Genomic DNA, 25,224 nt, shown 5'->3' on the forward strand with positions numbered 1-25,224 from the left:
CACGGCGGAGGAAATCCCATGAGCCTCACCCTCGTCATGGAGCACGTCGAAGCCCCCTCGACCACCGCCTCTCTGGCCCCGCGTGAGCAGGAGGCGCTGCGCCACATCGCCGCCGGGTGCACCTACCTCCAGGCCGCCCGCAACATGGGCCTCTCCAAGCACACGGTCGACGCCTACCTGCGCCGCATCCGCGCCAAGTTCGGTGTCAACACCACCGCGGAGCTGACCCGCCTCGCCATCTCGATGGGCCTCTGACGCGCAGCCCCGACCCCGGAACCCGAACCACGCAACCCGGCCCTACGGCCCGTACGGCATCGCGCCGTACGGGCCGTCCTGCTGCGCCCGGAAGACGGGCAGGGCCCAGGCGGGGGGCTCCTGCGGCGGCTCGGGGACCGCCGAGACCTCGGTGGCCGGGTGGTCCCCCGCGGTCCGCGGGGGACCACCCGCGGGTTCCGGGTCGACGCGCCGGGCGGGCGTCCCGGTCGCGGCGCGCAGGGCGGCGACGAACTCCAGGCAGGTGGCGTACCGGTCCTCGGGCACCTTGGCCAGGCCCTTGGCCAGTACCTCGGAGACGGCGGGGGCGATGTCCGGCCGCTTCCCGGTGAGGGGAGGCGGCTGGTCGTACTGGTGCGCCCACAGCAGGGCGGCCGGATCGGCGTCGCGTCCGAAGGGCGGCCCGCCCGCGAGGGTCTCGTAGACCACGCAGGCGAGGCTGTAGAGGTCGCACCTGCCGTCCACCGGGCGGCCGGAGATCTGCTCGGGCGCCATGTAGTCGACCGTGCCGACGAACTCCCCCGCGGTGGTGAACCCGGTGGGGGCCAGCCTCTTCTTCGTGAGCCCGAAGTCGGTGAGGTAGATGTGCTCGGGGTGGTCGCTGTCGGTGCCCGCGGCGACCAGGATGTTCCCGGGCTTGACGTCCCGGTGGACCAGGTCGTGGTCGTGGGCCGCGTCGAGCGCGGAGGCCACCTGGCCGGCGATGCGCAGGGCGGTGGTGACGGGGAGCGGGCCCTCCCGGTCCAGCAGGGCCCGCAGGTCCAGGCCGGAGACGTAGCGCATGGCGATGTAGAGGACGCCGTCGGTCTCGCCCGCTTCGAACACCGGCACGATGTGGGGGTGGTCGATGGAGGCGGCCACCCGTGATTCGTGGGTGAAGCGGCGCCGGAAGGTCTCGTCGCGGGCGCGTTCGGGGGCGATCAGCTTCAGCGCGACCGCGCGGTCCAGCCGCAGGTCCCTGGCCTGGTAGACGACGGCCATGCCGCCGCGGCCGATCATGCGCTCGACCAGGTAGCCCGCGATCTGCCGGCCGATGAGCCCGGAGGCCCGGCCCGCGTACAGGTGCAGATTGGATGCCGTGCCCATCAGGCGCCGCCCTCACCCGGCCGCCGCGGACGCACAGGGGGTGCGGCGGGCCGCTCTTCGCTCATCGAAAGTCTATCCAGTGATCGACACGGGTGCCCCTCGTCGGCGACGGCGGTCCGTACGCGCGCAGCGCCCTCCGGGGCGGGGTGCTCCGGAGGGCGTCCGAGGGGTGGCCGGCGGGGGTCAGTCGGAGCCGCCGTCGCCACCGCGCCCGCCGCCTCCACTGGTCTCGCAGCCGACGCCGACGCAGATGCCGCCGTCGCCGCCCCGGCCGCCGTCGCCGCCGTCGCCCCCGGCCGGCGCGGCCCCGCCGTTGCCGCCGTCGCCGCCGTTGGCGCTGCCGCCGCAGACCCCGGCGCAGACGCCGCCCTTGCCTCCGTTGCTGCCGTTGCCGCCGAGCGTGCCGTCGGTGCCGTCGCCGCCGTTGGCGCTGCCGTTGCAGAGGCCGGCGCAGACGCCGCCGTTGCTGCCGTTGGTGCCGTTGACCGTTCCGTTGCAGCGGCCGGCGCAGACGTTGTCGCCGACGCGGACGCTTCCGTTGCCGATGTTCACTCCCCCGGCGCCGAGTCCGGATCCGCTGCCCAGGAGTTTTCCGATCCGGCTGCCGGAGCCGGAGCCGGAGCCGTGGTGTCCGGTGAGGACCTGTGCCGTGTGGCCGGCCGGGGCGGCCGGGGCGGCGGAGGCGACGGGCGCGAGGGCGCCGGCGCCGAGCAGGGTGGTCGAGACGACGAGACCGAGACGCAGCTTCCAAGAACGTACACGCATGGCATTTCTTCCTTGCTGGGGAATGGTTTCCAGTACGGGTGGGAATTCTTTTTCCGTTCGGATGTGCGGGGGCGCCCCGGCCTCTCTTCGAGCCGGGGCGCCCGGGAGCCTTTCCGTCTCCGCTCGCCGCCTCGCCGGATCAGCTGACGGGACCGGTCATCAGGCCGAGCCAGTCGCCGTCCATGTACTGCTTCTTCCAGGTGTCGATCTGCTCGGGGGTGATCTTGTACTTGTCGGCGATCTTGTCCTTCAGCTCCTTCGAGTCGTCGGCGATCACCGTGAGCGCGATGCGCACCCTGTCCACCACCGTCAGCTCCGACTTCGGCTTGTCGGGCAGGTCGGCGAAACCGAGGCAGGCCGTGCCGCCGGGCTTCCCGGGCTCGCCCGGCTGACCGGGCTGACCGCCCTCGCCGCCCTTGCCGCCTTCGCCACCCGCGCCGCCCGCCGCGCAGTTCGTGGCCTGGAGGCCCGGGACCGAGGCGCTGGTGGCCGCCGGGACGTGGGACACCGCGGCCTGCGCGGCGCAGGCGGTACCGGTGACGAGGGCCAGGGAGGCCGCGGCCAGGATGAGCGGACGCTGGAAGGGGATCGTGAACATGGGGGTTTCTCCGTTTCAGAGAACGTTCGTGTCAGAGGTGTGGATGGGGTCGAGGGGGGGTGGGGCGGAGGCCCGGAGGCCTCCGCCCCGTCACGTCGGGCCGCGGTCAGAAGATGCTGCCGCCGCCCTCGCCGCCGCCACCGCCGGAGCCGCCGAAGATGCCGAGGCCGCCGATGCCGCCCTTGCCTCCGTCGCCGCCCTGGAAGACGCCGAACCCGCCGCCGCCGCCCTTGCCGCCGTTGCCGCCCTTGAGGATGCCGTCGCCGCCGCCACCGCCGCCGCCGCCGTTCCCGCCGAAGAGGCCCGAGCCGCCCTTGCCGCCGCCGCCGCCGTTGCCGCCGATGACGCCGTCACCGCCGCCACCGCCGCCACCGCCGCCGCCGCCCGAGAGGACGCCGTTGCCGCCGTTGCCGCCCTTGCCGCCGTCTCCACCGACGCCGAAGACGCTGCCGCCGCCGGAGCCGCCCGAGCCGCCGCCGCCGCCGACGAGACCGCCGCCGCCCGCACCGCCGTCTCCGCCCTTGCCGCCGCCGTCGGGGAGGGCGGTGACCACGTGGGCCGGAGCGGGGGCCGCCATGGCCGCCGAGGCCGGGAGGACGACGCCTCCGGTGACGATGGCCGCCGCGGCGGCGAGGGTCGCGAGGCGGAAGCCCCGGCGCTGCGGACGAACGGCGGTGGTGTCAAACTTGCGGTTCATGACTTTCTCCTGACTGTGCATGGGATTTATCGAGGGGCCCCGGAATTTCGGGGCGGTGCGGCGAGGGGGATCGAGCGGGAATTCCTCGGGGAGGATTTCCTTCTCTTTCCTGTTTCCTCGTTTCCTTTCCGCACCTCAAGTAAGCCCCAGCGCGCACGGCAGGGTCACGTTCCGGAAAGTCGGGACTTGACAGCACCGCGGACTGCGGATAAAAGCCGGCTCTCAGCCGAGCCGGTCGACGAGGACGACCGCCACGTCGTCGGCCAGACGGCCCCGCGCATGGCGCAGCAGCGCTTGGCGCAGCCCCTCCAGGAAGGACTGCCTGGTGCGGTCGCGCAGGGTCTCGGCGGCCGCGGCGAGGTCGAAGAAGGCGTTGTCGCCGTCGCGTGCCTCGATGACCCCGTCGGTGTGCAGCAGCAGCCGGTCCCCCGGCGCGAACGGATAGCTGTCCGTCCTGCCCGGCGGGCCGCTGATGAACTCCTCCAGGCCGAGCGGGGGCAGGGGGGCGGTGGGCATCAGGGGCCGGACGCCGCCTTCGTGCAGCAGCAGCGGGGGCGGGTGGCCCCGGTTGACGACCTGGACGTGGAGGGTGTCGGGGATCTGCGCCACGAGCGCGGTCACGAACCCCTCCAGGAGCGCGTCGTCGCCGGCGGCCAGGCCCGCGCTCGCGGTGGCCGCGTCCCGCCGCAGGGCCGCTCCGCAGTGGTCGACGACCTCCACCAGGTCGCGCTCGTAGTGCACGGACTCCCGGAAGGCGCCCAGGACGACGGCGGCGGCCCGCACGGCGGGCAGCCCCTTGCCGCGCACGTCCCCGACGATGAGCCGCACCCCGTACCGGGTCTGGACCGCGTCGTACAGGTCCCCGCCGATCTGCGCTCCCGTCTCGGCCGCCAGGTACATGCTGGCCGCCCGTACGGGTCCCAGCCGGGCCGGCACGGGCCGCAGCAGCACCTCCTGGGCGGCCTCGGCGATCCGGCGGACCTGGCCCAGCTCGATGTCCCGGCGGGTGCGGACGGCGCGGCTGGTCATGAGGCTCGCGGCGGACACCAGGAAGAGGGCCAGGAAGTTCGTGTAGACCTGCTGGCCGCCCCAGGCGTGGTTGTACGTGGCGGTGGCGATGCTGACGCCCAGGGCCAGTCCGGCCGCCGCGAGGGTGCCCGCGGGGCCCATGGTCACGGCCGCCAGGGCGGGCGTGGCGACCAGCAGCGGGCCGGTGTAGACGACGTGCGCGGGGCTGAACTCGATGACGAGCACCACGAGGGCGATCGCGAAGGGCAGGGCCTCCGCGAGGACGAAGAGGACCTGGTGGCGGCCGCCGTCTCCCGCTCCCGGGGGCGAGCGCAGGGGCGCTCTCATGACTACAGCCTGCCTCGCCCGGGCGTACGGCCGCCACTTCGTACGGCGCGTCGCCCCCGGGCGCCGCCCGGGTGCCGCCCGGACCGGGTAGGGATGCGGGAGCGGCCCGTCGGCCGGCCCCGCGACCCTGGAGCGCCCCATGAGCACCGACCCCGCGGACGTCCCCCGGGTCTCCCGCCGGGAGTTCGACGCCCTCTTCGCCGCGGTCCGCACCTGGGGCCGCTGGGACCCGGCCGACCGGGGGGCCTGGAACCGGGTCGCCCCCGGCCACGTGCGCCGGGCCGCCGCCCTGGTCCGCGACGGCACTCCGGTCGCCCTCGGCCGGCCGTGGGACACCCGGCCCGGCCCCGACAACCCCCGGCCCGCCCTGCACCACATGACCGACCCGGGCGACGTGGAGCCCCCCGAGCCCTCCGCGCACAAGGACTTCCTCGGCGCCGACTACCACGGCAAGGCCGTCAGCCACCTCGACGCGCTGTCGCACATCGCCTACCGGGGGGAGCTCTACGGAGGCGTGCCGGCCCGGGAGGCCGTCGGGGCGGGCGGCGTCCGCTTCGGCTCGGTGGCCGCCCTGGGCCCGCTCGTCACCCGGGGGGTGCTGCTGGACCTGCCGGCCGTCCTCGGGACGGACTGGCTGGAGCCCGGGCGGGCGGTGCGGGCCGGTGACGTCCTGGCCGCCGAGCGGGAGCTGGGCGCCCGGATCGACGAGGGCTGCGCGGTGCTGCTGCGCACCGGCCGGTTCCGGCGCCGCCGGGAGCTGGGCCCCTGGGACCTCGACGCCGCGAGCGCGGGCTTCCACGTGGACGCGGTGCCCCTGCTGGCCGAGCGGGGCGTCGGCCTGCTCGGCTCCGATGGGGACAACGACCTGCGCCCCTCGCCGGTCGAGGGCCTGCACTCCCCCGTCCACACCCTCGCCATCACGGCCATGGGGGTGCCCCTGCTGGACAACCTGGACCTGGAGGGGCTGTCCGCGGCGTGCGCCGCGGCCGGGCGCCACGAGTTCCTGCTCGTCGTGACGCCCCTCGACGTCCCCGGCGGGACGGGGTCTCCGGTCAATCCGGTCGCCGTCCTGTGAAGCTGCAAAACACCCGGAATATACTCAAAAAGCACCTATTCAACTTTCACCGCACGGGCCACACCGGCAAGGGGAAGTGATGCAGATGGGGCTCACGGGCGACCAGACCGGCCCCGCACGCTCCCGTGAGCGGTTCCTGGAGGGCGGGCCGGTCGAGACGGGGGTGCGCGGCCCCATCCTGAACTCCTGGCTGCGCTGCCGCCTGCTGGGGCTCTCCCCCGACCAGGCCGAGCTGCCCTACCGGGACGACTTCGACCCCGACAGCCGGCTCGTACGGGCCGCCGGACCGGTCCTCGACCAGCTGCAGAACCGGTTCTCCGGCAGCCGGATGAACATCGCGGTCACCGACGCGGACGGCATGGTGCTGCAACGCCGCTTCGGCGACCCCTCCCTGGCCCGCAGCCTCGCCCCGATCCAGACCGTGCCCGGCTTCGTCTTCGCCGAGCGGTACGGCGGGACCAACGGCATCGGTCTCGCGCTGGCCGAGCGGCGCCCCGTCCAGGTCTACCGCGCCGAGCACTTCGCCGAGCGGGCGCAGTCGAACGCCTGCTGCGCCGCCCCGATCCGCGACCAGCTCAGCGGGCACATCGTCGGCGTGCTCTGCTTCGGGTACCCGTACGCCTACGAGCACCCGGACCTGGCCGGCGTGCTCGGCCGCGCGGTCGGGACGATCGAGCGGCGGCTGATGGCCCAGAGCTCGGCGCGCGAGCGCGGGCTGCTGCACGCCTACCTCGACGCCGAACGCAGCGCGGGCCCGGCCGCGGCCGGGCCCGACGGGCCGCACGGGCCGGACGGGGCGCAGCCGCCGGACGGGCTCCCCGCTCCGGCCGGCCTCGGACTGGACCCGCACGACCGGGCGGTCCTCAAGGAGCGGGCCACGGAGCTGATCTCCTCGGGCCGCCCCGGCGCCTTCGGCGTGACCCTCCGCCACGGCGGCGAGGCCACCCTGCTCAGCCGTCCCCTCACCAGCGGCACCGGGGTGGACGGCATGGTCGTCGAGGCCGTCATCGGCGGCGACGGCCCGCCGCCGCCGAACCCGCCGCCCGACCGGCCCGACCGGCCCGCAGGCCCCGTCCGGGGCCTGGTGCTGGTCGGCGAGCCCGAGGTGGGCCGGTACGCCGTCGAGGCCCGGCGGCGCCTGGAGCTGCTGGCCGAGGCCAGCACCCTCATCGGCACCACCCTGGACGTCGGCCGCACCGCCCGGGAGCTCGCCGAGACGGCGGTCCCGCGCCTGGCCGACTACGTCACCGTCGACCTGCCCGAATCGGTGCTGCGCGGCGACGAGTCCGCCGCCCCCGGAGCCGAACTGCACCGCACCGTGGTCCACGGGATCCGCGACGACTGCCCCTTCTACCCGGCCGGGCAGAACGTGGAGCTGCTCGCCGGCACCCCCCACATGCGCTGCCTCACCGGCGGGCAGGCCGTCCTGGAGCCCGAGCTGGCCTCCGCGGCGGGCTGGATCGCGCAGAACCCCGAGCGGGCCCGCAACCTGCTCGACCACGGCGTGCACTCCCTGATCGTCGTCCCGCTGCTGGCGCGCGGCGTGCTCCTGGGCATCGCGAGCTTCTACCGCTCCCAGGACCCCGCCCCCTTCGGCGACGACGACACCCGGCTGGCCCGGGAGCTCGCCGCCCGCGCCGCCCTGTCCATCGACAACGCCCGCCGCTACACCCGGGAGCACAACCTGGCCCTGGCCCTCCAGCGCAGCCTGCTGCCGCGCGGCCTGCCCGAACAGGGCGCCGTCGAGGTCGCCCACCGCTACCTGCCGGCCGAGTCCGGGGTCGGCGGGGACTGGTTCGACGTCATCCCCCTGTCCGGCACCCGCGTCGCCCTCCTCGTCGGCGACGTCGTGGGCCACGGGCTGCACGCCGCCGCCACCATGGGCCGGCTGCGGACCGCCGCGCGCAACTTCGCCGAGCTGGAACTCGCCCCCGACGAGCTCCTCACCCACCTCGACAACCTCATGGTCCGCCTCGACCGGGAGGAGGGCGGCGACGAGGCCCCGGGCAGCACCGGCATCGTCGGCGCCACCTGCCTGTACGCGGTCTACGACCCCACCACCCGCCAGTGCACCATGGCCCGGGCCGGCCACCTCCCGCCCGCCCTGGTCCACCCCGACGGCCGCGTCACCTTCCCCGACCTGCCCGCCGGACCGCCGCTGGGCCTGGGCGGCCTGCCCTTCGAGACCGCCGAGATCGAGCTGCCGGAGGACGGCACGCTGGTCCTCTACACCGACGGGCTCGTCGAGGACCGCCACCGCGACATCGACGTCGCCTTCGACCGGCTGCGCGGCGTGCTGGCCCACCCGGACCGGGGCCCCGAGGAGACCTGCCAGGCCGTCATGGACGCCATGGCCCCCGAGCACCCCGACGACGACATCGCCCTCCTGGTCGCCCGCGCCCACACCCTGCCCCCGGACCGGATCGCCGCGTGGGACCTGCCGGCCGACCCCTCCAAGGTCGGCGACATCCGCGCCGCCGCCACCCGGCGCCTGACCGACTGGGGGCTGGACGAGCTCGCGTTCGCCGCCGAGCTGCTGCTGAGCGAGCTGGTCACCAACGCGATCCGCTACGGGGGCGAGCCCATCCAGGTCCGCCTCATCCACGACCGCGCCCTGATCTGCGAGGTCTCGGACGGCAGCAGCACCGCCCCGCACCTGCGGCGGGCGGCCAGCACGGACGAGGGCGGCCGCGGCCTGTTCCTCGTCGCACAGCTGGCCCAGGCCTGGGGCACCCGCTACACCCCGCGGGGCAAGGTGATCTGGGCCGAATGCGCCCTGGATGCCGCATAACGTCCGTCATATCCGGAAAAGGGCGCCGACGGCCAGTAGCATCCCCCTGTCCCGCCCTCCCGCGGGATCCGAGGCCGGCCCCGGAGACGTCCGTGCACGACGCCCATGACGAGAACGACGCCCCACCGGGCCGCCCGCCCCGCACTCCGGGCGCGGAGCCGCTCGTGCGGATCCGGGGTCTCGGCAAGCGGTTCGGCGGCACCGTGGCCCTGGACGGGGTGGACCTCGACCTGCACGGCGGCAGCGTCCTCGCCCTCCTCGGCCCCAACGGCGCCGGCAAGTCCACGCTGATCAAGGTGCTCGCCGGGGTCCACCGGGCCGACACGGGCGAGGTGGCCGTGGCCGGGCACCCGCTCGGCTCCGAGGCCGCCTCCGCGGCCATGTCCTTCATCCACCAGGACCCGGGCCTCGTCGACTGGATGACCGTCGCCGAGAACATCGCCCTGGGCACCGGCTACCCGCGCCGCCACGGCCTGATCTCCTGGCGGCGCACCCGGGAGCGGTGCGCCGAGGCCCTGGCGGCCGTCGCCGGGCACCTCGACGCCGACGCCCGCCTCGCCGACCTCGCGCCCGCCGAGCGCTCCCTGGTGGCCATCGCCCGGGGCCTCGCACGGGACACCCGGCTCCTCGTCCTCGACGAGCCCACCGCCACCCTCCCCGCCGCCGACTGCGCCCGGCTCTTCGACGTGCTGCACGCGCTGCGCGACCGGGGCCACGGCATCCTCTACGTCAGCCACCGCCTCGACGAGGTGTACCGGGTCGCCGACGCCTTCGCCGTCCTGCGCGACGGCCGCCTGGCCGCCGGGGGCGCCCTCCCCGGCTACGACCCCGGCCGGCTGGTCCGGGACATCACCGGCGGGGTCCCGGCGGAGCACGGGCCGGCGGCCCCCGGCGGGCCGGCGCCCGGGCGGCCCCCCGTGCTGCGCCTCGACGCCGTGACGACCGACCGCAGCGGGCCCGTCAGCCTGGAGTTGGCGCCCGGGGAGATCCTGGGCATGGTCGGGCTGACCGGCGCCGGCCACGCGCACCTGGGGCGGGCCCTCGCCGGCGTCCTGCCGCTGCGCGGCGGACGGGTGCTGCTCGACGGCCGGCCGTACCGGCCGCGCGGCGCGGCCGGGGCCGTCGGCCGGGGCGTCGGGTTCGTGGCCGCCGACCGCCAGGAGGAGGGGTGCGCCCCCGATCTGACGGTCCGGGAGAACCTGCTGGCCAATCCGCGGGCCGCCGGGGTGCCCGCGTGGCGCTGGCTCGGGCCCCGGCGCGAGCGGCGCGAGGCCGCCGCCCTCCTCGACCGGTTCTCGGTGCGGCCCCGGGACACCGAGGCGCCCGTCGCCACCCTGTCGGGCGGCAACCAGCAGAAGGTCGTCCTGGGCCGGTGGCTGCGCGGGCGCCCGCGGCTGCTGGTCCTGGAGGAGCCGACCGCGAGCGTGGACGTCGGCGCCAAGGCGGCGGTCCACCGGATGCTCGACGGGGCGGCCGCCCGAGGGACGGGGATCCTGCTGGTGTCCACCGACTTCGAGGAGGTCGCGGACCTGTGCCACCGCGCACTGGTCTTCGTCCGCGGAGCGGTCGCGGCCGAACTGTCCGGGGCCCGCCTGACCCCGGCCGAACTCACCCGCACCGCCTCGGCCATGCCCCCGATCACCGGCAGCACGGGGGCTCCGTGACCCACCGGCCCCCGCACGGGCACCTCGTCGGAAGCTACGGCCTGCCGGCCCTGGCCGTGCTGCTCTTCGCGGCGTTCTCCCTCGCCCTGCCGGACACCTTCCCCACCCGCGACAACGTGTCCGCGATCCTGTCCAACCAGTCCATCCCCGCCCTGCTGGCGCTCGGGGCGACGGTGCCCATCGCCGCCGGCAAGTTCGACCTGTCGCTCGGCTACGGCCTGGGCCTGGCCCACGTCCTGGTGATCCACCTGATCGTGGACGGGGGGACGCCCTGGCCGCTCGCCTGCCTCGCCGTGGTCGTGGGCGGGGGCCTGGCCGGCGCCGTGAACGGGATCGTGGTCGAGTTCGCCCGCATCGACTCCTTCATCGCCACGCTCGGCACCGGCAGCATCATGTACGCCCTCACCGGATGGCTCACCGAGGGCAGCCGGATCGTGCCGGGGCCGGAGGGGCTGCCGTCCGCCTTCACCGCCCTCTACGACACCGTGTTCCTGGGCCTGCCGCTGCCCGCCTTCTACGTCCTCGCCGTCGCCCTGGTCCTGTGGGTGGTGCTGGAGCGGCTGCCCTTCGGCCGCTGCCTGTACGTCGCCGGCTCCAGCCCCCGGGCCGCCGCCGTCCTCGGCATCCCCACCCGCCGGTACTCGGTCTACGCCTTCGCCACGGCGGGCCTGGTCACCGGTACGGCCGGGGTGCTGCTGGCCGCGCAGCAGCAGATCGGCAACCCCAGCGTCGGCCTGGAGTACCTGCTGCCCGCGTTCGTCGGGGCGCTGCTGGGCTCCACCACCGTCACACCGGGACGCGCCAACGCCCCCGGGACCCTGGTGGCCGTCGGCGTGCTCGCCGTCGGGCTCGCCGGGATCGGACAGCTCGGCGCCGCGTTCTGGGCCACCCCGCTGTTCAACGGCTGCACCCTGCTGGTGGCGGTCGGCCTGGCCGGCTACGCGGCGCGGCGGCGGCTGCGCCCGCGGGCCGCGCAGGACGGGCCGCCCTCCCCCGCCGGCGGCACCCCGCCCGCGCACCAGCCGCCCGCGCACCCCTGATCAGGAGCACCGTGTACCCGACCCGCAAGCGCCTCCTCGCGGCCGCCGCCCTGTGGGCGGCCGCCTCCGTCCTCGCCCCCGGCTGCGGGGCGGGCCACCCCGGGCGCACCCCCGCCGCGCCCTCGGCGACCGGCTGCGCGGCCGCGCTCGCGAAGGCCCGGGCGGCCGTGGCGCAGGCCGAGCGGACCGACACCGCCTGGAAGGGCCCCACCACCGGCCCGGCGGCGGTCCCCGGCAAGACCCTGGTCTACGTCGCCCAGACGATGACCAACCCCGGGGTCGCCAAGGTCGCGGAGGGGGTGCGGGAGGCCGCGGCGGACATCGGCTGGAACGTCCGGGTGATCGACGGGGAGGGCACCCCGGCCGGGATCCAGGCCGCGCTGGGCCAGGCGGTCACCCTCAAGCCCGACGGCATCGTCATCGGCGGGTTCGACCCGCGGCTCACCGAGCGGGAGACGGCTCACGCGCAGGCCGACGGCATCCCCCTGATCGGCTGGCACGCCGTCGGCTCCCCCGGCCCGAGCACGGACCCCCGGCTCTTCACCAACATCACCACGCGGCTGGAGGAGGTGGCGGGGATCAGCGCGGACTGGGTCGTCGCCCGCTCCGGCGGGTCCGGCGGGGCGGTGGTCTTCACCGACGACTCCATCCCGTTCGCCCGTACCAAGGCGGAGCTGATCCGGCGGCGCCTCGCCGAGTGCCCGGGCGTCGCCCTGCTCGCCACCGAGAACATCCCCATCCCGGACGCCGGCCAGCGCACCCCCCAGGAGGTCTCCTCGCTCCTCGCCCGGTTCGGGGACCGCTGGACCGACTCCGTCGCCATCAACGACCTCTACTTCGCCGACGCGGCCCCGGCGCTGCGCGCCGCCGGGCGGCCCGGCGGGGGCCCGCCCTTCAACATCGGGGCGGGCGACGGGGACCCGTCCGCCTTCCAGCGCATCAACAGCCGCGGCTTCCAGGCGGCCACGGTCCCAGAGCCGCTGAACCAGCAGGGCTGGCAGATCGTCGACGAGTTCAACCGCGCCTTCGCCGGGCGGCCCGCCAGCGGGTACGTGGCCCCGGTGCACGTGGTGACGGCGCGGAACAGCGGCGGGGCCACCTCCTGGGACCCGGAGGGCTACCGGGAGGCGTACCGGAGGATCTGGCACGGATCGTGACGCCCTGACAGGCGCGGCACGAGAACGCGGAACGAGAACGCAGAACGAGAACCCGTAACGAGGACGCGGAACCCCGCCGAGGGGCCGGTGCGGGGTTGGTTGTCCGGTTATGGGTAGTCTTCCCGGGTCGGTGTGCCGAATTCCGTCAGGGCGGGGTGGGGTTGACGTGGGTCGTCGGACAGGGACACGTGCCGGGGCGGTGGCCGCGGCGCTGCTGCTCGGGCTGAGCGGGTGCGGCGGCTCCGGGAAGTCCGGGGACGGGAAGACCCCCGGCGGTCCGGCCGCGAGCGCGAGCCGCGCGCCCTCCGCGCCGGCCCCCTCCGCCGCGCCCCCGGGCGGCGACGCGAAGCCGGCCTCGGGGGACGTGCTGCCGGGCATGGTCGGCGCGGCCGCGGCGCGCGCGCAGCTGGCGGCGCTGACGACCGGCAAACCCGGCACGATGGCCGGGTACAGCCGCGACAGGTTCACGCACTGGGCCGAGCAGGGCGCCAAGTGCGACACCCGCGAGGTGGTCCTCAAGCGCGACGGCAAGGACGTCGCCCAGGACTCCGAGTGCCGGGCCGTGTCGGGCAGCTGGAAGAGCCTGTACGACGGCGCCGTCGTCAACGAGGCCTCGAAGCTGGACATCGACCACATGGTCCCGCTCGCCGAGGCCTGGCGCTCCGGCGCCTCCGGATGGGACGCCGCGAAGCGCAAGGCCTTCGCCAACGACCTGGTGCGGCCGCAGCTGCTGGCGGTCTCGGCCGCCTCCAACCGCTCCAAGGGCGACCAGAGCCCCGACCTGTGGCAGCCGCCGGACAAGTCGAGCTGGTGCCAGTACGGGCGCGCCTGGACCACCGTCAAGTCCCACTACGGACTGACCGTCACCGAAGCCGAGAGGGCCATGCTCACCACCATGATCGACACCTGCGCCGCATGACCGGACCCCGGCGGTACCAGTGGCAGGACGAGGTCCTCGCCGGCCCCGGCGGGGCCATGACCGACGAGGTCGGCGTCATCACCGGCCCGCTGACGCTGCGCACCACCGGCGGGCCGGACGGGAGGGTCCGCTTCGAGGTGCAGTACACCGACGCGGACGAGTGGTACACCCTCACCGGCAGCCCGGTGGCGCACGGGGACCCGCAGGCGCTCCACTCCGCGGCCCTGCGGGCGATCCGCTCCGGAGGCGGCGCCGGGGCCCCCTCCCCACCCGCCTGAGCAGCGCCGCGGACGGATCGTTGGGCCGCCCGGGTGACGGGCGATAACCCCCGGGGCCGGGCGCAGTTGATCCAGGCGTCCCGCCGGGGACAGCTCATGCGACAGAAGGATCTCCACGATGCTCAAGAAGTTCATGGCCACCGCCGCGGTCACCGCCTCCATCCTGGGCACGGGCGCCCTCGCGGCCTCCCCGGCGATGGCGATCGGCAACGACAACGGCGTCAACACCGTCAACGGCAACGGCGCGCAGCAGATCTACGGCAACCAGGAGACCGCCGGTGCGATGAGCCCGCAGCTGAGCGCGGTCCAGGGCTCGCTGAACAAGCTCTGCGTCGGCCTGCCGGCCAAGGTCAACGTCCAGTCCGTGCTGGCGCTCATCAACGTCGGCGTCCAGGACATCCCGATCGCGTCCAACCCGCAGAACCAGCAGTGCGCCGAGAACTCCACGCAGGCCAAGGGCGACGAGACCCTCTCGCACATCGCCTCCAACATCCCGGTCCTGTCCGGGAACCTGTCGTCCGGCAGCTGATCCCGCGGTCCGGAGCGGCGTGGCGACCCGGTCGCCGCGCCGCTCCGGCGTTCCGTGCGCACGGCACTCCGAAATTTGGTCTAGACCTTGACAGGTTCAGACCATTTCGGTTCAGTGGCGGTACCCGTCGCCCCCCACATCCCCGCGACGACTCCCCCCACTCAAGGAGCAGTTACGTGATACGTGCGCTTCGCCGCCGCGCCCTCTCCCTCGCCGCGGCCGCCGCCGCGACCCTCGGGCTCGCCGTCGTCCTGCCCGCCTCCCCCGCAGCCGCGGCACCCGCCTGCGCCGGCGCCTGGAGCTCCTCCGGCGTCTACACCAACGGCATGAACGCCTCGTACGGCGGCCACAACTGGCAGGCCAAGTGGTGGACCCAGGGCGAGACCCCGGGCACCACCGGCCAGTGGGGCGTCTGGTCGGACCAGGGCGCCTGCGGCGGCGGGGGCGGCCAGGACCCCGACCCGGGCACCGGCAACCCCTCCGGGTTCGTGGTCAGCGAGGCCCAGTTCAACCGGATGTTCCCGAACCGCAACCCCTTCTACACCTACAACGGGCTGGTGGCGGCGCTCTCCGCGTACCCCGGCTTCGCCAACACCGGGGACGACACGGTCAAGCGGCGGGAGGCGGCGGCCTTCCTCGCGAACGTCTCGCACGAGACGGGCGGGCTCGTGTACATCGTCGAACAGAACACCGCCAACTACCCGCACTACTGTGACGCCTCCCAGCCCTACGGCTGCCCGGCCGGCCAGGCCGCGTACTACGGCCGGGGCCCCATCCAGCTGTCGTGGAACTTCAACTACAAGGCGGCCGGCGACGCCCTGGGCATCAACCTGCTCGCCAACCCCTACCTGGTGGAGCAGGACCCGGCCGTCGCGATGAAGACGGCGCTCTGGTACTGGAACACGCAGAACGGCCCGGGCACGATGACCGCGCACGCGGCCATGGTGGGCGGCGCCGGCTTCGGCGAGACGATCCGCTCCATCAACGGGGCCCTGGAGTGCAACGGCGGCAACCCCGCGCAGGTCCAGAGCCGGGTGAACGCGTACCAGGCCTTCACCCAGGTCCTCGGCGTCACCCCGGGCGACCGGCTGGGCTGCTGAGCCGCCCGCCCGGGTCCGGCCGGCCCGGTCAGTGGCTGCGCAGCGCGGTGGCCAGCTGGGCCCGGGAGCGGACGTCGAGCTTCTGGTAGATCCGGGTGAGCCGGGCCTCGACGGTCTTGACGCTGAGGAACAGCTTCGCGGCCGCCTCCTGGTTGCTGGCGCCCCCGCCGACCAGCAGGGCCAGCCGCACCTCGGCGTCGGTCAGGGACGACACCCCCGGGTGCGGGGCGCCGGTCTCGGGGGCGCTCTCGCGGGCCAGGCAGAGCCAGGGGGCGGCCCCGGCCCGCTCGAACACCTCGGCGGCCTCCCGCAGCGCCTCCCGGGCCGGCGCCCGCCGGCGGCGCCGGCGTTCGGCCCGGGCCAGCGCGAGCAGCGTACGGCCCCGCTCCAGCGGCAGGCCGAGCGCGTCGAAACGCCGGGCGGTGTCCTGGAGCAGGGCGACGGCGGGCTCGGGCTCGCCCTGCGCCGAAAGCGCGAGCCCCCGGGCCCGGTCCAGGGCGGCGAGGACCGGCGTCCGGCCCAGGGCGCGGGCGACGGGGGTGACCGAGTCGAGGAACGCGACCGCCCCGGCGGGGTCGTCGGCGGCGACGAGGGCCTCGGCGAGCTCCCCGTGCCAGCGCAGGATGGAGGGGTCCACCACCTGCTGGGCCTCCTCCAGGTCGGCGACCCGGCGCAGGGTGGCGACGGCCTTCGCGGCCTCGCCGGTGGCCAGTTCGACGGTCCCGAGGGCGTAGAGCCCCCGGGACAGGAAGACCTGGTCGTGCTCCTCCTCGGAGGCCCGGATGCCGCGGCGGGCGTAGGCGGCGGCCCGGGCGAAGCTGCCGCCGGCCGCCTCGGCGGTCGCGGCGACGTACCAGGCGGGGCCCGGGGAGAGGCCCGCCTCGATGGTCAGCTCCAGGGCGCGGCGGGCGTGCGCGGCGCCCGTGGCGCAGCGGCCGCGGCGCAGCTCCACCTCGGTGAGGCTGCGCAGCACCTCGAAGACGTCCTCGGCGGAGCCGGTGCGCTGGACGGCGGGCAGCAGGACGAGCAGCCGGCTGCGGGCGTCGTCGAGCCGGTCGTCGAAGAGGGCGTGGCGGACGGCGAGGTACTGGGGCGCGTTGCGCATGCCGAGGGGGACCTCGGGGGCGGGCAGGGCGAGGGCGCGGTCCAGGATGTCCTCGGCGTCGGGGTCGGCGAGGATCCGGCCCATCCGGGCCCGGACGGTCAGGGCCATCGCCTCGGCGACCTGGTCCCCGCCGGCCTTGGCGAGGGCTCCGGCCTCGGCGGCCGCGTCGCGGGAGCGTACGGGGTCGCCGTCGCTGAGGTTGTGCTTCCAGGCGATCCGCAGCCGCACGGCGGCCAGCAGGGAGGGGTCGTCGGCGGCGTCGGCCTCGGCGCAGGCGAAGGCGAAGGTCTCGTCGAGGGCGGCCAGGGCCTGTCCGGCGGCGTCGATCACGGCGAGCCGGGCCCGGACGCGCTGGGCGGGCGAGGCGTCCCGGGCCAGGACGGCGCGGGTGGCCCGGCGGGCGAGGTCGGCGCGGCCGGCCCAGCCCGCGTCCTCGGCGGCGCAGACGAGCCGGGCGAGTTCCTCGGCGGGCAGGGCGGCGGGGGTGCGTTCGGCGGCGAGCAGCCCGAGTTCGGCGGCCAGGGCCCGCTGGCCGCGGCGGCGGCACGCGTCGGCGGCGCGGGTGATCTCGGCGGCGAGTTCCGCGTCGGGGGTGTCGACGGCCAGCGCCCGGTGGCGCACGGCCTGGACGGGGTCGTCGACGGCGGCGGCGAGCGCGGCGTGGCCGGCGGAGCGTTCGGGCCAGCCGGCGTCGGCGGCCAGGGCGGTGGGCAGGGCGCCGGCGGTGAAGGCGACGGCGCCGTCCTCGCCGACGGTGACCAGCGCGGCCCGTTCGGCCTGGGCGAGTTCCGCTTCGGCGTCGGGACGGCCGGCGCGGCGCAGCAGGACGGTGGTGGGGCGGGTGGCGAGGGCGGCGAGCAGCAGGGTGGGGCGGGTGCGGGCGGGGGCTTCGGCGAGGAGGCGGCGGGCGACCTCGCGGGCCTGCCCGGCCACGGGCAGGGGGTCGGCGTGGTGGGCGCAGCCGCCCTGGCCGGCTGCTTCGGCGAGGGAGTGGCCGAGGGCGAGGGCGAGCCGGGGGTTGCCGCCGCTGGCCTGGTGGATGCGTCCGGCGAGGCGGGCGGGCAGGCCGTGGCGCAGCAGCAGTTCGGCGACCTCGTCGGCACCGAGCGCGGGGACGCGGACGGCGGGCGCGCCGGGGCCGCAGAGGGCTTCGGCGACGGGGGCGCCGCCCTGGCCGCGTTCGGCGACGAGGACCCGTACGCGGGGCGGGGCCAGGCGCAGGGCGAAGCGGAGCAGGTCGGTGCTCTCGGCGTCGAGCCACTGGGCGTTGTCGAGGAGGAGCAGGACGGGGCCGGGGGCGGCGAGGGTGCGCAGGACCTCGACGACGGCCAGGCGCAGGGCGACGTGGTCGCGTCCGGCGCGGGGGGCGTCGGCCTCGCGGCGCAGGAGGGCGATGGCCTCGCGCTGGGGTCCGGCGAGGCGGTCGAGGGCGCTGCGGTGGACGGAGGCGAGCAGGGCGGCGGCCGAGGCCTCGGGTATGTGCTGGTCGGCGGCGTCGGGGGCGAGCCTCAGGACGGTCTCGCGGCGGCCTTCGGCGGCGGCCGCGACGGCGTGGGCCACCTCGCTCTTCCCCGCTCCCGCGGGGCCGGTGAGGACGGCGCGGCCGTGTCCGGCCAGCGCACGGCCGACGGCCTCGATGAGTACGCCGTGTCCGACGTTGGTGTCAGCGTTGCCCGTCTCCGCCACGCACAGCCACCAGCCTTTCGCTCCCCGGTCCGCGCCCGTCCTGTGAGACGCGACAATACGAGGTCAGCCCCCCGGCAGACCCGGATTGTGACGCAGAATTCAGTCGGGCGACGGCAGCGCGCCGCGGACCTGCCGGTACGGGAGGTACCGGCAGGTCCGCGGGCTGGGTTGGTCCGGACTATCGCCCCGTCAGGCCGGAGGTGGGGGACTCCGGCGGGGACTCGGACCGGGGAGTGGACCGTGGGGCCCGGCGGGGATCAGAAGCCGAGGCTCCAGGAGTCGATCCTGCCGGTGTCGCCGCCCGCGTTGTCGTTCACGCGCAGCTTCCAGGTGCCGTTCGCGACCTCGGAGGAGGCGTCGACGGTGTAGGTCTGGTTGATGTTGTCGGTGCTGCCGCCGGCCCGGTTGTGCAGGGTGTAGACGGTGCCGTCGGGGGCCACGAGGTCCACCTTCAGGTCGCCGATGTAGGTGTGGGCGATGTTCACGCCGACCTTGAGGGCGGCCGGAGCGTTGCCGGTGACGCCGGTGACGGTGATCGGGCTCTCCACCGTGCTGTTGTCGGCGATGGCGAAGTCCGCGGTGTTCTCGAAGAACGGCGTGGCGGGGGTGGAGGTCACGGCGTTGACGGTCGCGGCCGCGTCGGCGAGGCCGGTGCCGCAGCCGCCGGTGCAGGTGCCGGCCAGCGGGCGGGCGTTGGCCTTGATGGCGGCTTCGACCTGGGCCGGGGTCAGGGAGGGCTTGGCGGCCACGAGGAGCGCGGCGAGGCCCGCGATGTGCGGGGCCGCCATGCTGGTGCCCTGGTACGGCTTGTAGATCTCCGCGCCGGGGGTGGTGGTGCCGTTGTTCAGCGTGGAGAGGATGCCGTTCTCGGGCGTGGTGACGGTGCCGGGCGTGTCGGTGGCGCGACGGGTCTCGCCGCCGGGGGCGGAGACGTCCACCTTGGCGCCGTAGTTGGAGTAGAAGGAGCGGTCGCCGGTGCGGTTGGTGGCGGCCACGGTGATGACGTTGTTGCAGCTGGCCGGCGTGAAGGAGCTCGCGTCGGCGTTGCTGTTGCCGGCGGCCACCACGACGGTGGTGCCGCGGCCGACGGCCGCGTTGATGGCGTTCTGGTAGCTGGCGCTGCAGGTGCCGGAGCCGCCGAGGCTCATGTTGATGACCTTGGCGGGGGTGGGGTTCGCCGGGACGCCCGCGACGCTGCCGCCGGAGGCCCAGGTGATGGCGTCGACGATGTCCGAGGTGGCGCCGCCGCACTTGCCGAGGACGCGGACGGGCTGGATCTTCGCGTTGTACGCGATGCCCGCGACGCCCTTGCCGTTGTTGGTGGCGGCGGCGATGGTGCCGGCCACGTGGGTGCCGTGCCAGGAGGAGTCGCTGGCCTTGGAGCCGGTGCCGCACTCGCCGGCGGCGCTCCAGTCGCCCTGGTCGGCCGGGTTGTTGTCGCGGCCGTTGCCGTCGCGGGCGGCGGTGGAGTCGGAGATGAAGTCGTAGCCGGCGACGATGTTGGGGGCGACGTCGGAGTGGGCCACGTAGCCGGTGTCGATCACGGCGACGGTGACGCCGGAGCCGGTGGTCTTGTCCCAGGCGGCGGGCACGTTCATGCCGGCGGTGGGCTCGAAGAGGTCCCACTGCTTGGCGTACTCGGTGTCGTCCGGGGTGGCCATGGCGTAGGCGCGGGAGTCCGGCTCGACGTAGGCGACGTCCGGGTCGGCGCGGAACTGGGCCATCAGGGCCGCGGCGTCGGCCGCGGCGGTCGCACCGCCCAGGTTGACGAGCGCGGCGCCGGTGCCCAGGCGGCGGTCGAACTTCGCCTTCTTGCCGGCCTTCTTGCCCTTGGCGGTGGCGTCGTCCGCGGCCGCGGCGTTGGATCCGGCCTCCGGGGCGGAGGACTTGTAGCCGACGATCAGGTTCTGGACCGGGGCGGCGGCGGGGGCGGCGGGAGCGGCCGCCGCCGGGAGGGTCCGGGCGGACGGGTCGCCCGCGGGCGTCACGGCCACCGCGGCGGTGGCGGAGCCTGCGAGCAGGGTGACGGACATGGCCACGACGGATATGAGCCGTCGTCGGGGTGCGTGCACGTTGTTCCCCTTACGTGCCGATTCCGGGCAGGCCGGAGCGGCCGGTATGTGCGGTGTGGGAGGTGGAACCGGCGCCGCGGGACCGGGAGGGCTGGTCGGACCGCCCCGGCCGCCGCCGCGCTCCAGCCGCCCGGCCGCAACGGCGGGGCTGGGCGACTGCGTGTACCGGCGATCCGCGCCACCGCGTTCCGCTTCACACCATGTGGGGTTGGTGCGGGGGCGGTTCGGGGTGCGGGAGATCGCCGGTGGGCAGACAGTAGGCAACGCGGGGATGAACCCGATACGGGGAAAACCCTTGTCCGGACCCTGCCGAACCCTGTGGGACCCCTGTGGTGTGCTTGTGGAGGGCCTGTGGAATCCGCGGCGGGACCCGCCGCCTCCCCCGTTCCGCCGGGGCGGCGGGCGGGTTACCCGGGGTTGCCGCGCGGGTGCAGGGCGCGGAAGTACGTCCAGCTGGTCTCGTTCGGCTCGGTCCACTTCTCCGGGGCGTGGGCGAACTCCGGGTGCCGTCCGGCGATGTACGCGCGGATGCGCCCGGGGACCTCGGCGTAGGAGCCGAGCTTGGCGCCCCGGCAGTGGAAGACGAGGCCGCCGGGGCGTTGTCCCTGTTCCATCCAGGGCAGCCAGGGGGACATCCGCGTCCACGACATGGTCGCCGGGACGCTCGGCGCACGGCCGGCGAGGGCGGCGGCGGGGGTGAGGAACTGGAAGAGCTCCAGGGCCCGGTAGGTGTCGTCTGCGGAGTGGAGCGGGTAGTCCGCGACGGGCAGCGGGGAGGGGTAGGCGAGGGGGATCTCCAGGCTGAAGCAGACCTGGTCGCCGAGTTCGGTCCGGGGGACGGGGAAGGGCCGCAGCCTCAGGTTGGCCGGGTCGTTCCAGACGTGGACCACGGACTTCCCCTGCCAGGTCTCCAGGATCTCCCGAGTGGCGGGGTCGAGGTAGAAGGCGGCCTCCCGCGAGAGCATCCGGTAGCCGCCCTCCTCGTCGGCGACGAGCCGGGACACGTTGAGGCCCTCGAAGCCGAAGAGGCGCCGGTAGGGCTCCCCGGGGGCCCAGGAGTGCACGTCCCCGCTCCACCCGTAGACGACCTCCTCCCCGTCGAGGGAGGCGCGGGTGCGGGCGAAGTCGCGCAGCAGCTCTTCCGGTGTCATGGGGAGAACTCTCCCCGGCCGGGATCCGGCCGGGCAAGCCTCCCGCGCGCCAACTCCCGTGCGCCCCTTCCCGCCCGCGCCGCGACACCTACGAGCGGGCGGGCCGCCGCTCGTGCGGTCGCCCGGTTGACGGTGGTGCGGGGTACCGGCGACCGTGACCGCCATGGGGAACCCCTTGGGGAAGGAACAACGGCTCCCGGTGCTGCTCGCCTGCCTGGTCCTGGGCCTCGGGCTGGCCGCCGCCGTACTGGGCGCCTGGCGGGCGGGCGGTCCCGGGCGGGCCTCCGCGGCGGGCCCGTACGTGGACCTGCTCCGGGTGCCGCCCGGTCCGGCCGGGCCGGCGCCCGGTCCGGGGGCCTCGACCGGCACGGTCACGGTGGAGTGCGGGCGCAACGGGGAGGGCCACTGGAACGAGGACAACCTGGTGGTCTCGCCCGGGCTGCCCGCCGGCGCCCACCACACGCACGCCTACGTGGGGAACCTGTCCGCGGACGCCCTGTCGACGGACGCCTCCCTGGCCGCGGCCGCCACGAGCTGCACGGGCGGCGACCGTTCCGTGTACTACTGGCCGGTGCTGCGCCGTACGGACCGGCCCGGGAGCGGCCCGCACGAGGGCGCCGCCGGGCACGGCAACGCGGGCGAGATCCTGCGCGAGGCCTCGGTGCGGGTGGAGTTCCGCGGCAGTCCGGTGAGCAGGGTGGTGGCGATGCCCCGGTTCCTGCGGGCCATCACCGGGGACGCCGTCGCGTACACGGCGGGCGGGGGCGCGGGGGTGCGGGCCCGCTGGGGGTGTTCGGGCCTGCCGGACCGCTCCACCACCGGCTACCCGCGCTGCCCGGCGGGGCAGCTGGTCACCCGCACGCTGGTCTTCCCCAGCTGCTGGAACGGGCTGGACACCGCCACCCCGGACCACCGTTCCCACCTGCTGTTCCCCTCCGCCGGCGGGGTCTGCCCGCAGGGCACCTTCCCGGTGCCCGAGCTGCGCGTCTCGCTGGCGTACGCGGTGGCCCCGGGGGTGCCGCTGGCACTGGACTCCTTCCCGGAGCAGCGGCACAGCCCCCTCACCGACCACGCGATGTTCGTGGACGTGATGGACGACGAGCGGATGGGCGAGCTGGTCGCCTGCCTCAACGAGGGCCGCACCTGCCGGACCTGAGTGACGCAGCTCACGTGAACCGGCGCCGTCTCCGGGGCGTGTTCCGACCGCACCAGGTGGCACGAGGCGGACGGAGAGCGTGAATGGCCGGACCACTGTGGCCCCGCGCGCGGCGGGGCTCGACCGACGAGGCACTGATCAGGGCGGTCTACGAGGAACACGGCAACGCCCTGCTCGCGTACGCCACCCGGCTGACCGGCGACCGGGCCGCCGCCGAGGACGTCGTGCAGGAGACGCTGATCCGGGCCTGGCGGCATTCCGAGGCCCTGGTCAACGGGAAGGGCTCGGTGCGCGGCTGGCTGCTCACGGTGGCCCGCAACATCATCACGGACCGGTACCGGGCCCGGGCCGCCCGCCCCCCGGAGGTCTCCGGCTCGGCGGCCGCTCCCCCGGTGGAGGGCGACCACGCGGACTCCGTGGTGGACGCGATGACGGTCCTGGGCGCCCTGGACCGGCTCTCGCCGGAACACCGGGACGTGCTGACGGAGTTGTACTACCGCCAGCACAGCGTCGCCGAGGCCGCCGACCGCCTGGGCATCCCGGCGGGCACGGTCAAGTCGCGCTCGCACTACGCGCTCAAGGCCCTGCGCGCGGTGTTCGCGGACGGCGGCGCCGACGGCTTCGGCGGGAACAGACGATCAGGCCGGCCGCCCCAGCAGCCCGGCGGACTGCGGGAGGTGGTGGCGTGAACGCGCGGCGGCACGAGGAGGAGCTGCTCGGACCGTACGTGCTCGGTGTCCTGGACGAGGAGGACGTACGGCGCGTCGAGGAGCATGTCGGCGACTGCACGGGGTGCCGGGAGGAGGTGGCCGCGTTGCGCGAGATGGAGAGGGCGCTGGGCGAGGTGCCCGAGGAGGCGTTCCTCGAGGGGCCCCCGCAGGGCGGCGACCTGCTGCTCCAGCGGACCTTGCGGCAGGTGCGCGGCGAACGGGCGGCACGGGCCCGGTGGCGGGGCGCGGTGGCGGGCCTGGCGGCGGCCGCCTCGCTGGCGGCCGTGTTCTGGGCCGGGGCGCGGCTGGGCGGGGACGCGGGGAACACGGCCGCGCCGCCCCCGCCGCCGGGCGCGTCGGCCGCGCCCTCGCCGCCGCCCGCCGGGACCAGGGTGGCCTCGGCCACGGACCCGGGTACCGGTGCGCGGATGACGGTGCAGGTCACTCCGGCGGCCCGGTGGGTGCGGGTGCGGGCGGCGGTGACCGGGGTGCCGGCCGGGGAGCGGTGCCGCCTGGTGGTGGTCTCCCGGGACGGTACGCGGTCCACGGCGGGCGGATGGGTCGTGGGCACCGCGGAGCACGGCGAGGGCAAGGGCGCCGCCCTGGACGGCTCGGCGGCGGTGGACCCGGCGGACGTCAAGGCGGTGCTGGTGGAGAACGAGTCGGGCCGGACGTTCGTGGCCGTCCCGGTGTGACCTCCGCCGGGGTGCGGGGGCCCGCGTCGCGGGCCCCCGCAGCGGCGTCAGGGGTTGTGGAAGCGGACCTCCGGGGCATCGGCGCGCGGGCCGTCCAGGAGGGGCCCGGGCCGTCCCTTGAGGTGCTGGTCGAAGAAGGCCGCGACGTAGGTCCGGGTCAGCTCCACGGCGCGCGGGCCGGGCAGCGGCGCGTCGGGGTGGGGCAGGCCGAGCCGGTCGCGGATGGCCGGGAAGTCGGTGGGGCCGAAGTGGTCGGTGCCGTCGAGGGTGATCCAGCGCTTCCAGCCGTCGAACTCCGGCCACAGCGCGGACCAGTTGCCGGACTGGGGCCCGGGCACGCTGGCGGCCGAGCCGAGCAGCATGAAGGGGCGGCCGCCGATCCCGGCGGCGGGGTAGGGCTCGGGCAGGCCCCCGTCCATGTCGATGCCCGCGCGGATCCGCTGGTCGGCGGCCATGGCCGTCAGGGCGGCGGCGCCGCCGATGGAGTGTCCCCCCATGGCGATGCGGCCGGTGTCGATGAGCCCGGCGTGGCGCCAGGCCGGGTGGCGGCCGGTGAGGCGGTCCAGGAGGAAGGAGACGTCCTTGGCCCGGACCGCGGTGACGGCTTCGTGGCCCCCCTCCCCCTGGACCTGGTCGCAGGCCAGGCAGGTGAGGATGCGGCCGCCGGGGAAGGCGGTGGCGGCGCTCTCGTAGGCGTGGTCCACGGCGGCCACGACGTAGCCCCGGGAGGCCAGGTCCTCGGCGAGCGCGGTGAGGGTGGCGCGCGGGACGGTGAAGCCGGGCGAGAGCACGACCAGCGGGTAGCGGCCCTCGACGGGGCGGGCGCCCACGCGGGCGTGGGCCCGGGTGGCGGCGAAGACGGCGGGGTCGACGACCTGCTCCATGTGCCGGTCGGTGAGGATCAGCCGGGCCTCCTCGGTACTGAGGTAGGGCGCCGGGGGGCGTCCGGTGCCGCGCTGCGCGGGGTAGCGCAGGGTCACCATCAGCTCGCGGGGGCCGGTGTGGGCCCAGGGGTCGGTGCGGCTGCGGTCGACGAGGTGGAGGTCCTCCCGGCCGACGGCGTAGCGGCCGGTGGGGGCCGGGAGTTCGGGGCCGGTGGTGCGCGTGTCCACGGCGGCGGGGGCCGCGGAGGCTGCGGAGGCCGCCAGGAGCGGGGCCGGGAGCAGGAGGGCGAGTAAGGCCGCGGCGGCCGCGGTACGGCGTTTGGTGTTCATGACAACGGACCCTAGGCGGGCGGCGGGCGGCGCCCATCGGCCCGCGGGCGGACGCCCGGTCCCCCTGCGGTCGGACCGTGCCTCACCGGGAAGTCGTACGGACCGGG

Annotated in this window: 22 protein-coding genes; 13 read left to right on the forward strand and 9 right to left on the reverse strand. The window is 75.6% G+C overall.

The genetic code is table 11. The annotated features are described in order from the left end of the window. The first annotated feature begins 18 nt into the window (after positions 1 to 18). Positions 19 to 255 carry a response regulator transcription factor gene (locus ACIRBY_RS25920; protein WP_403904535.1) on the forward strand — a complete coding sequence of 79 codons (237 nt, stop codon included), beginning with the start codon at positions 19 to 21 and terminating at the stop codon, positions 253 to 255. Between the two features lie 42 nt (positions 256 to 297). On the opposite strand, the gene ACIRBY_RS25925 is transcribed toward ACIRBY_RS25920, so the two are convergent. From ACIRBY_RS25925 to ACIRBY_RS25945, 5 genes are all read right to left on the reverse strand, one after another. Then, positions 298 to 1,359, reverse strand: coding sequence for a serine/threonine-protein kinase (locus ACIRBY_RS25925; RefSeq protein WP_403904537.1), 1,062 nt, complete (start codon positions 1,357 to 1,359; stop codon positions 298 to 300). A gap of 183 nt (positions 1,360 to 1,542) precedes the next feature. Further along, positions 1,543 to 2,124: a hypothetical protein gene (locus tag ACIRBY_RS25930; RefSeq protein ID WP_403904540.1), complete on the reverse strand. Its 582-nt coding sequence runs from the start codon at positions 2,122 to 2,124 to the stop codon at positions 1,543 to 1,545. A gap of 139 nt (positions 2,125 to 2,263) precedes the next feature. Further along, positions 2,264 to 2,722, reverse strand: a complete 459-nt coding sequence (locus ACIRBY_RS25935) for a hypothetical protein (RefSeq protein WP_403904542.1) — start codon at positions 2,720 to 2,722, stop codon at positions 2,264 to 2,266. Positions 2,723 to 2,828: 106 nt separating this feature from the next. Then, positions 2,829 to 3,419, reverse strand: coding sequence for a hypothetical protein (locus ACIRBY_RS25940; RefSeq protein WP_403904545.1), 591 nt, complete (start codon positions 3,417 to 3,419; stop codon positions 2,829 to 2,831). Positions 3,420 to 3,641: 222 nt separating this feature from the next. Next, a complete protein-coding gene (locus ACIRBY_RS25945) occupies positions 3,642 to 4,775 on the reverse strand; it encodes a PP2C family protein-serine/threonine phosphatase (RefSeq protein WP_403904548.1) in 1,134 nt (377 codons plus the stop codon). A gap of 139 nt (positions 4,776 to 4,914) precedes the next feature. On the opposite strand from ACIRBY_RS25945, the gene ACIRBY_RS25950 reads away from it, so the two are divergent. From ACIRBY_RS25950 to ACIRBY_RS25990, 9 genes are all read left to right on the forward strand, one after another. Then, complete coding sequence (locus ACIRBY_RS25950) at positions 4,915 to 5,850, forward strand: cyclase family protein (RefSeq protein WP_403904551.1); 936 nt, start codon at positions 4,915 to 4,917, stop codon at positions 5,848 to 5,850. An 85-nt stretch (positions 5,851 to 5,935) separates the two neighbouring features. Further along, positions 5,936 to 8,641 (forward strand): SpoIIE family protein phosphatase, encoded by a 2,706-nt coding sequence (locus ACIRBY_RS25955; RefSeq protein ID WP_403904855.1) that lies wholly within the window; start codon positions 5,936 to 5,938, stop codon positions 8,639 to 8,641. Positions 8,642 to 8,733: 92 nt separating this feature from the next. Further along, positions 8,734 to 10,305, forward strand: a complete 1,572-nt coding sequence (locus ACIRBY_RS25960; protein WP_403904554.1) for a sugar ABC transporter ATP-binding protein — start codon at positions 8,734 to 8,736, stop codon at positions 10,303 to 10,305. Continuing rightward, positions 10,302 to 11,345, forward strand: a complete 1,044-nt coding sequence (locus tag ACIRBY_RS25965) for an ABC transporter permease (RefSeq protein ID WP_403904557.1) — start codon at positions 10,302 to 10,304, stop codon at positions 11,343 to 11,345. Before ACIRBY_RS25960 ends, ACIRBY_RS25965 begins: the two co-directional genes overlap by 4 nt. An 11-nt stretch (positions 11,346 to 11,356) precedes the next feature. Next, a complete protein-coding gene (locus tag ACIRBY_RS25970) occupies positions 11,357 to 12,502 on the forward strand; it encodes a substrate-binding domain-containing protein (protein WP_403904560.1) in 1,146 nt (381 codons plus the stop codon). 199 nt (positions 12,503 to 12,701) lie between these two features. Further along, positions 12,702 to 13,421 (forward strand): HNH endonuclease family protein, encoded by a 720-nt coding sequence (locus ACIRBY_RS25975; RefSeq protein ID WP_403904563.1) that lies wholly within the window; start codon positions 12,702 to 12,704, stop codon positions 13,419 to 13,421. Further along, complete coding sequence (locus ACIRBY_RS25980; protein WP_403904565.1) at positions 13,418 to 13,699, forward strand: hypothetical protein; 282 nt, start codon at positions 13,418 to 13,420, stop codon at positions 13,697 to 13,699. Before ACIRBY_RS25975 ends, ACIRBY_RS25980 begins: the two co-directional genes overlap by 4 nt. A 118-nt stretch (positions 13,700 to 13,817) precedes the next feature. Then, positions 13,818 to 14,228, forward strand: coding sequence for a rodlin (locus tag ACIRBY_RS25985; protein WP_403904569.1), 411 nt, complete (start codon positions 13,818 to 13,820; stop codon positions 14,226 to 14,228). A 176-nt stretch (positions 14,229 to 14,404) separates the two neighbouring features. Beyond that, entirely contained in the window at positions 14,405 to 15,328 is a 924-nt protein-coding gene (locus tag ACIRBY_RS25990) for a glycoside hydrolase family 19 protein (protein ID WP_403904572.1), read from the forward strand. A gap of 28 nt (positions 15,329 to 15,356) precedes the next feature. Here the strand turns inward: ACIRBY_RS25990 and ACIRBY_RS25995 are convergent, their stop codons facing one another. From ACIRBY_RS25995 to ACIRBY_RS26005, 3 genes are all read right to left on the reverse strand, one after another. Beyond that, positions 15,357 to 18,119 (reverse strand): AAA family ATPase, encoded by a 2,763-nt coding sequence (locus ACIRBY_RS25995; protein WP_403904575.1) that lies wholly within the window; start codon positions 18,117 to 18,119, stop codon positions 15,357 to 15,359. A gap of 257 nt (positions 18,120 to 18,376) precedes the next feature. Next, entirely contained in the window at positions 18,377 to 20,152 is a 1,776-nt protein-coding gene (locus ACIRBY_RS26000) for a S8 family peptidase (protein WP_403904858.1), read from the reverse strand. 446 nt (positions 20,153 to 20,598) lie between these two features. After that, entirely contained in the window at positions 20,599 to 21,342 is a 744-nt protein-coding gene (locus tag ACIRBY_RS26005; protein WP_403904577.1) for a DUF1838 family protein, read from the reverse strand. A gap of 163 nt (positions 21,343 to 21,505) precedes the next feature. Here ACIRBY_RS26005 and ACIRBY_RS26010 point away from each other — a divergent pair, with 163 nt between their 5' ends. From ACIRBY_RS26010 to ACIRBY_RS26020, 3 genes are all read left to right on the forward strand, one after another. After that, positions 21,506 to 22,498 (forward strand): DUF1996 domain-containing protein, encoded by a 993-nt coding sequence (locus tag ACIRBY_RS26010; RefSeq protein WP_403904580.1) that lies wholly within the window; start codon positions 21,506 to 21,508, stop codon positions 22,496 to 22,498. Positions 22,499 to 22,581: 83 nt separating this feature from the next. Beyond that, on the forward strand, positions 22,582 to 23,187 hold the full coding sequence (locus ACIRBY_RS26015) for a sigma-70 family RNA polymerase sigma factor (RefSeq protein WP_403904583.1): 606 nt from the start codon (positions 22,582 to 22,584) through the stop codon (positions 23,185 to 23,187). After that, positions 23,184 to 23,903: an anti-sigma factor family protein gene (locus ACIRBY_RS26020; RefSeq protein ID WP_403904585.1), complete on the forward strand. Its 720-nt coding sequence runs from the start codon at positions 23,184 to 23,186 to the stop codon at positions 23,901 to 23,903. Before ACIRBY_RS26015 ends, ACIRBY_RS26020 begins: the two co-directional genes overlap by 4 nt. A gap of 47 nt (positions 23,904 to 23,950) precedes the next feature. On the opposite strand, the gene ACIRBY_RS26025 is transcribed toward ACIRBY_RS26020, so the two are convergent. Beyond that, positions 23,951 to 25,117, reverse strand: a complete 1,167-nt coding sequence (locus ACIRBY_RS26025; RefSeq protein WP_403904588.1) for an alpha/beta hydrolase family protein — start codon at positions 25,115 to 25,117, stop codon at positions 23,951 to 23,953. Positions 25,118 to 25,224: the final 107 nt, after the last annotated feature.

Source organism: Streptomyces sp. NPDC096136 (assembly GCF_044763325.1).
GTDB lineage: Bacteria > Actinomycetota > Actinomycetes > Streptomycetales > Streptomycetaceae > Streptomyces.

Excerpts from the sequence above, each read along its gene's own strand:
- ACIRBY_RS25920 (WP_403904535.1), top strand. The coding sequence starts at position 19 with ATGAGCCTCACCCTCGTCATGGAGCACGTCGAAGCCCCCTCGACCACC.
- ACIRBY_RS25925 (WP_403904537.1), bottom strand. The coding sequence starts at position 1,359 with ATGGGCACGGCATCCAATCTGCACCTGTACGCGGGCCGGGCCTCCGGG.
- ACIRBY_RS25930 (WP_403904540.1), bottom strand. The coding sequence starts at position 2,124 with ATGCGTGTACGTTCTTGGAAGCTGCGTCTCGGTCTCGTCGTCTCGACC.
- ACIRBY_RS25935 (WP_403904542.1), bottom strand. The coding sequence starts at position 2,722 with ATGTTCACGATCCCCTTCCAGCGTCCGCTCATCCTGGCCGCGGCCTCC.
- ACIRBY_RS25940 (WP_403904545.1), bottom strand. The coding sequence starts at position 3,419 with ATGAACCGCAAGTTTGACACCACCGCCGTTCGTCCGCAGCGCCGGGGC.
- ACIRBY_RS25945 (WP_403904548.1), bottom strand. The coding sequence starts at position 4,775 with ATGAGAGCGCCCCTGCGCTCGCCCCCGGGAGCGGGAGACGGCGGCCGC.
- ACIRBY_RS25950 (WP_403904551.1), top strand. The coding sequence starts at position 4,915 with ATGAGCACCGACCCCGCGGACGTCCCCCGGGTCTCCCGCCGGGAGTTC.
- ACIRBY_RS25955 (WP_403904855.1), top strand. The coding sequence starts at position 5,936 with ATGGGGCTCACGGGCGACCAGACCGGCCCCGCACGCTCCCGTGAGCGG.
- ACIRBY_RS25980 (WP_403904565.1), top strand. The coding sequence starts at position 13,418 with ATGACCGGACCCCGGCGGTACCAGTGGCAGGACGAGGTCCTCGCCGGC.
- ACIRBY_RS25985 (WP_403904569.1), top strand. The coding sequence starts at position 13,818 with ATGCTCAAGAAGTTCATGGCCACCGCCGCGGTCACCGCCTCCATCCTG.
- ACIRBY_RS26000 (WP_403904858.1), bottom strand. The coding sequence starts at position 20,152 with ATGTCCGTCACCCTGCTCGCAGGCTCCGCCACCGCCGCGGTGGCCGTG.
- ACIRBY_RS26005 (WP_403904577.1), bottom strand. The coding sequence starts at position 21,342 with ATGACACCGGAAGAGCTGCTGCGCGACTTCGCCCGCACCCGCGCCTCC.
- ACIRBY_RS26010 (WP_403904580.1), top strand. The coding sequence starts at position 21,506 with ATGGGGAACCCCTTGGGGAAGGAACAACGGCTCCCGGTGCTGCTCGCC.
- ACIRBY_RS26015 (WP_403904583.1), top strand. The coding sequence starts at position 22,582 with ATGGCCGGACCACTGTGGCCCCGCGCGCGGCGGGGCTCGACCGACGAG.
- ACIRBY_RS26025 (WP_403904588.1), bottom strand. The coding sequence starts at position 25,117 with ATGAACACCAAACGCCGTACCGCGGCCGCCGCGGCCTTACTCGCCCTC.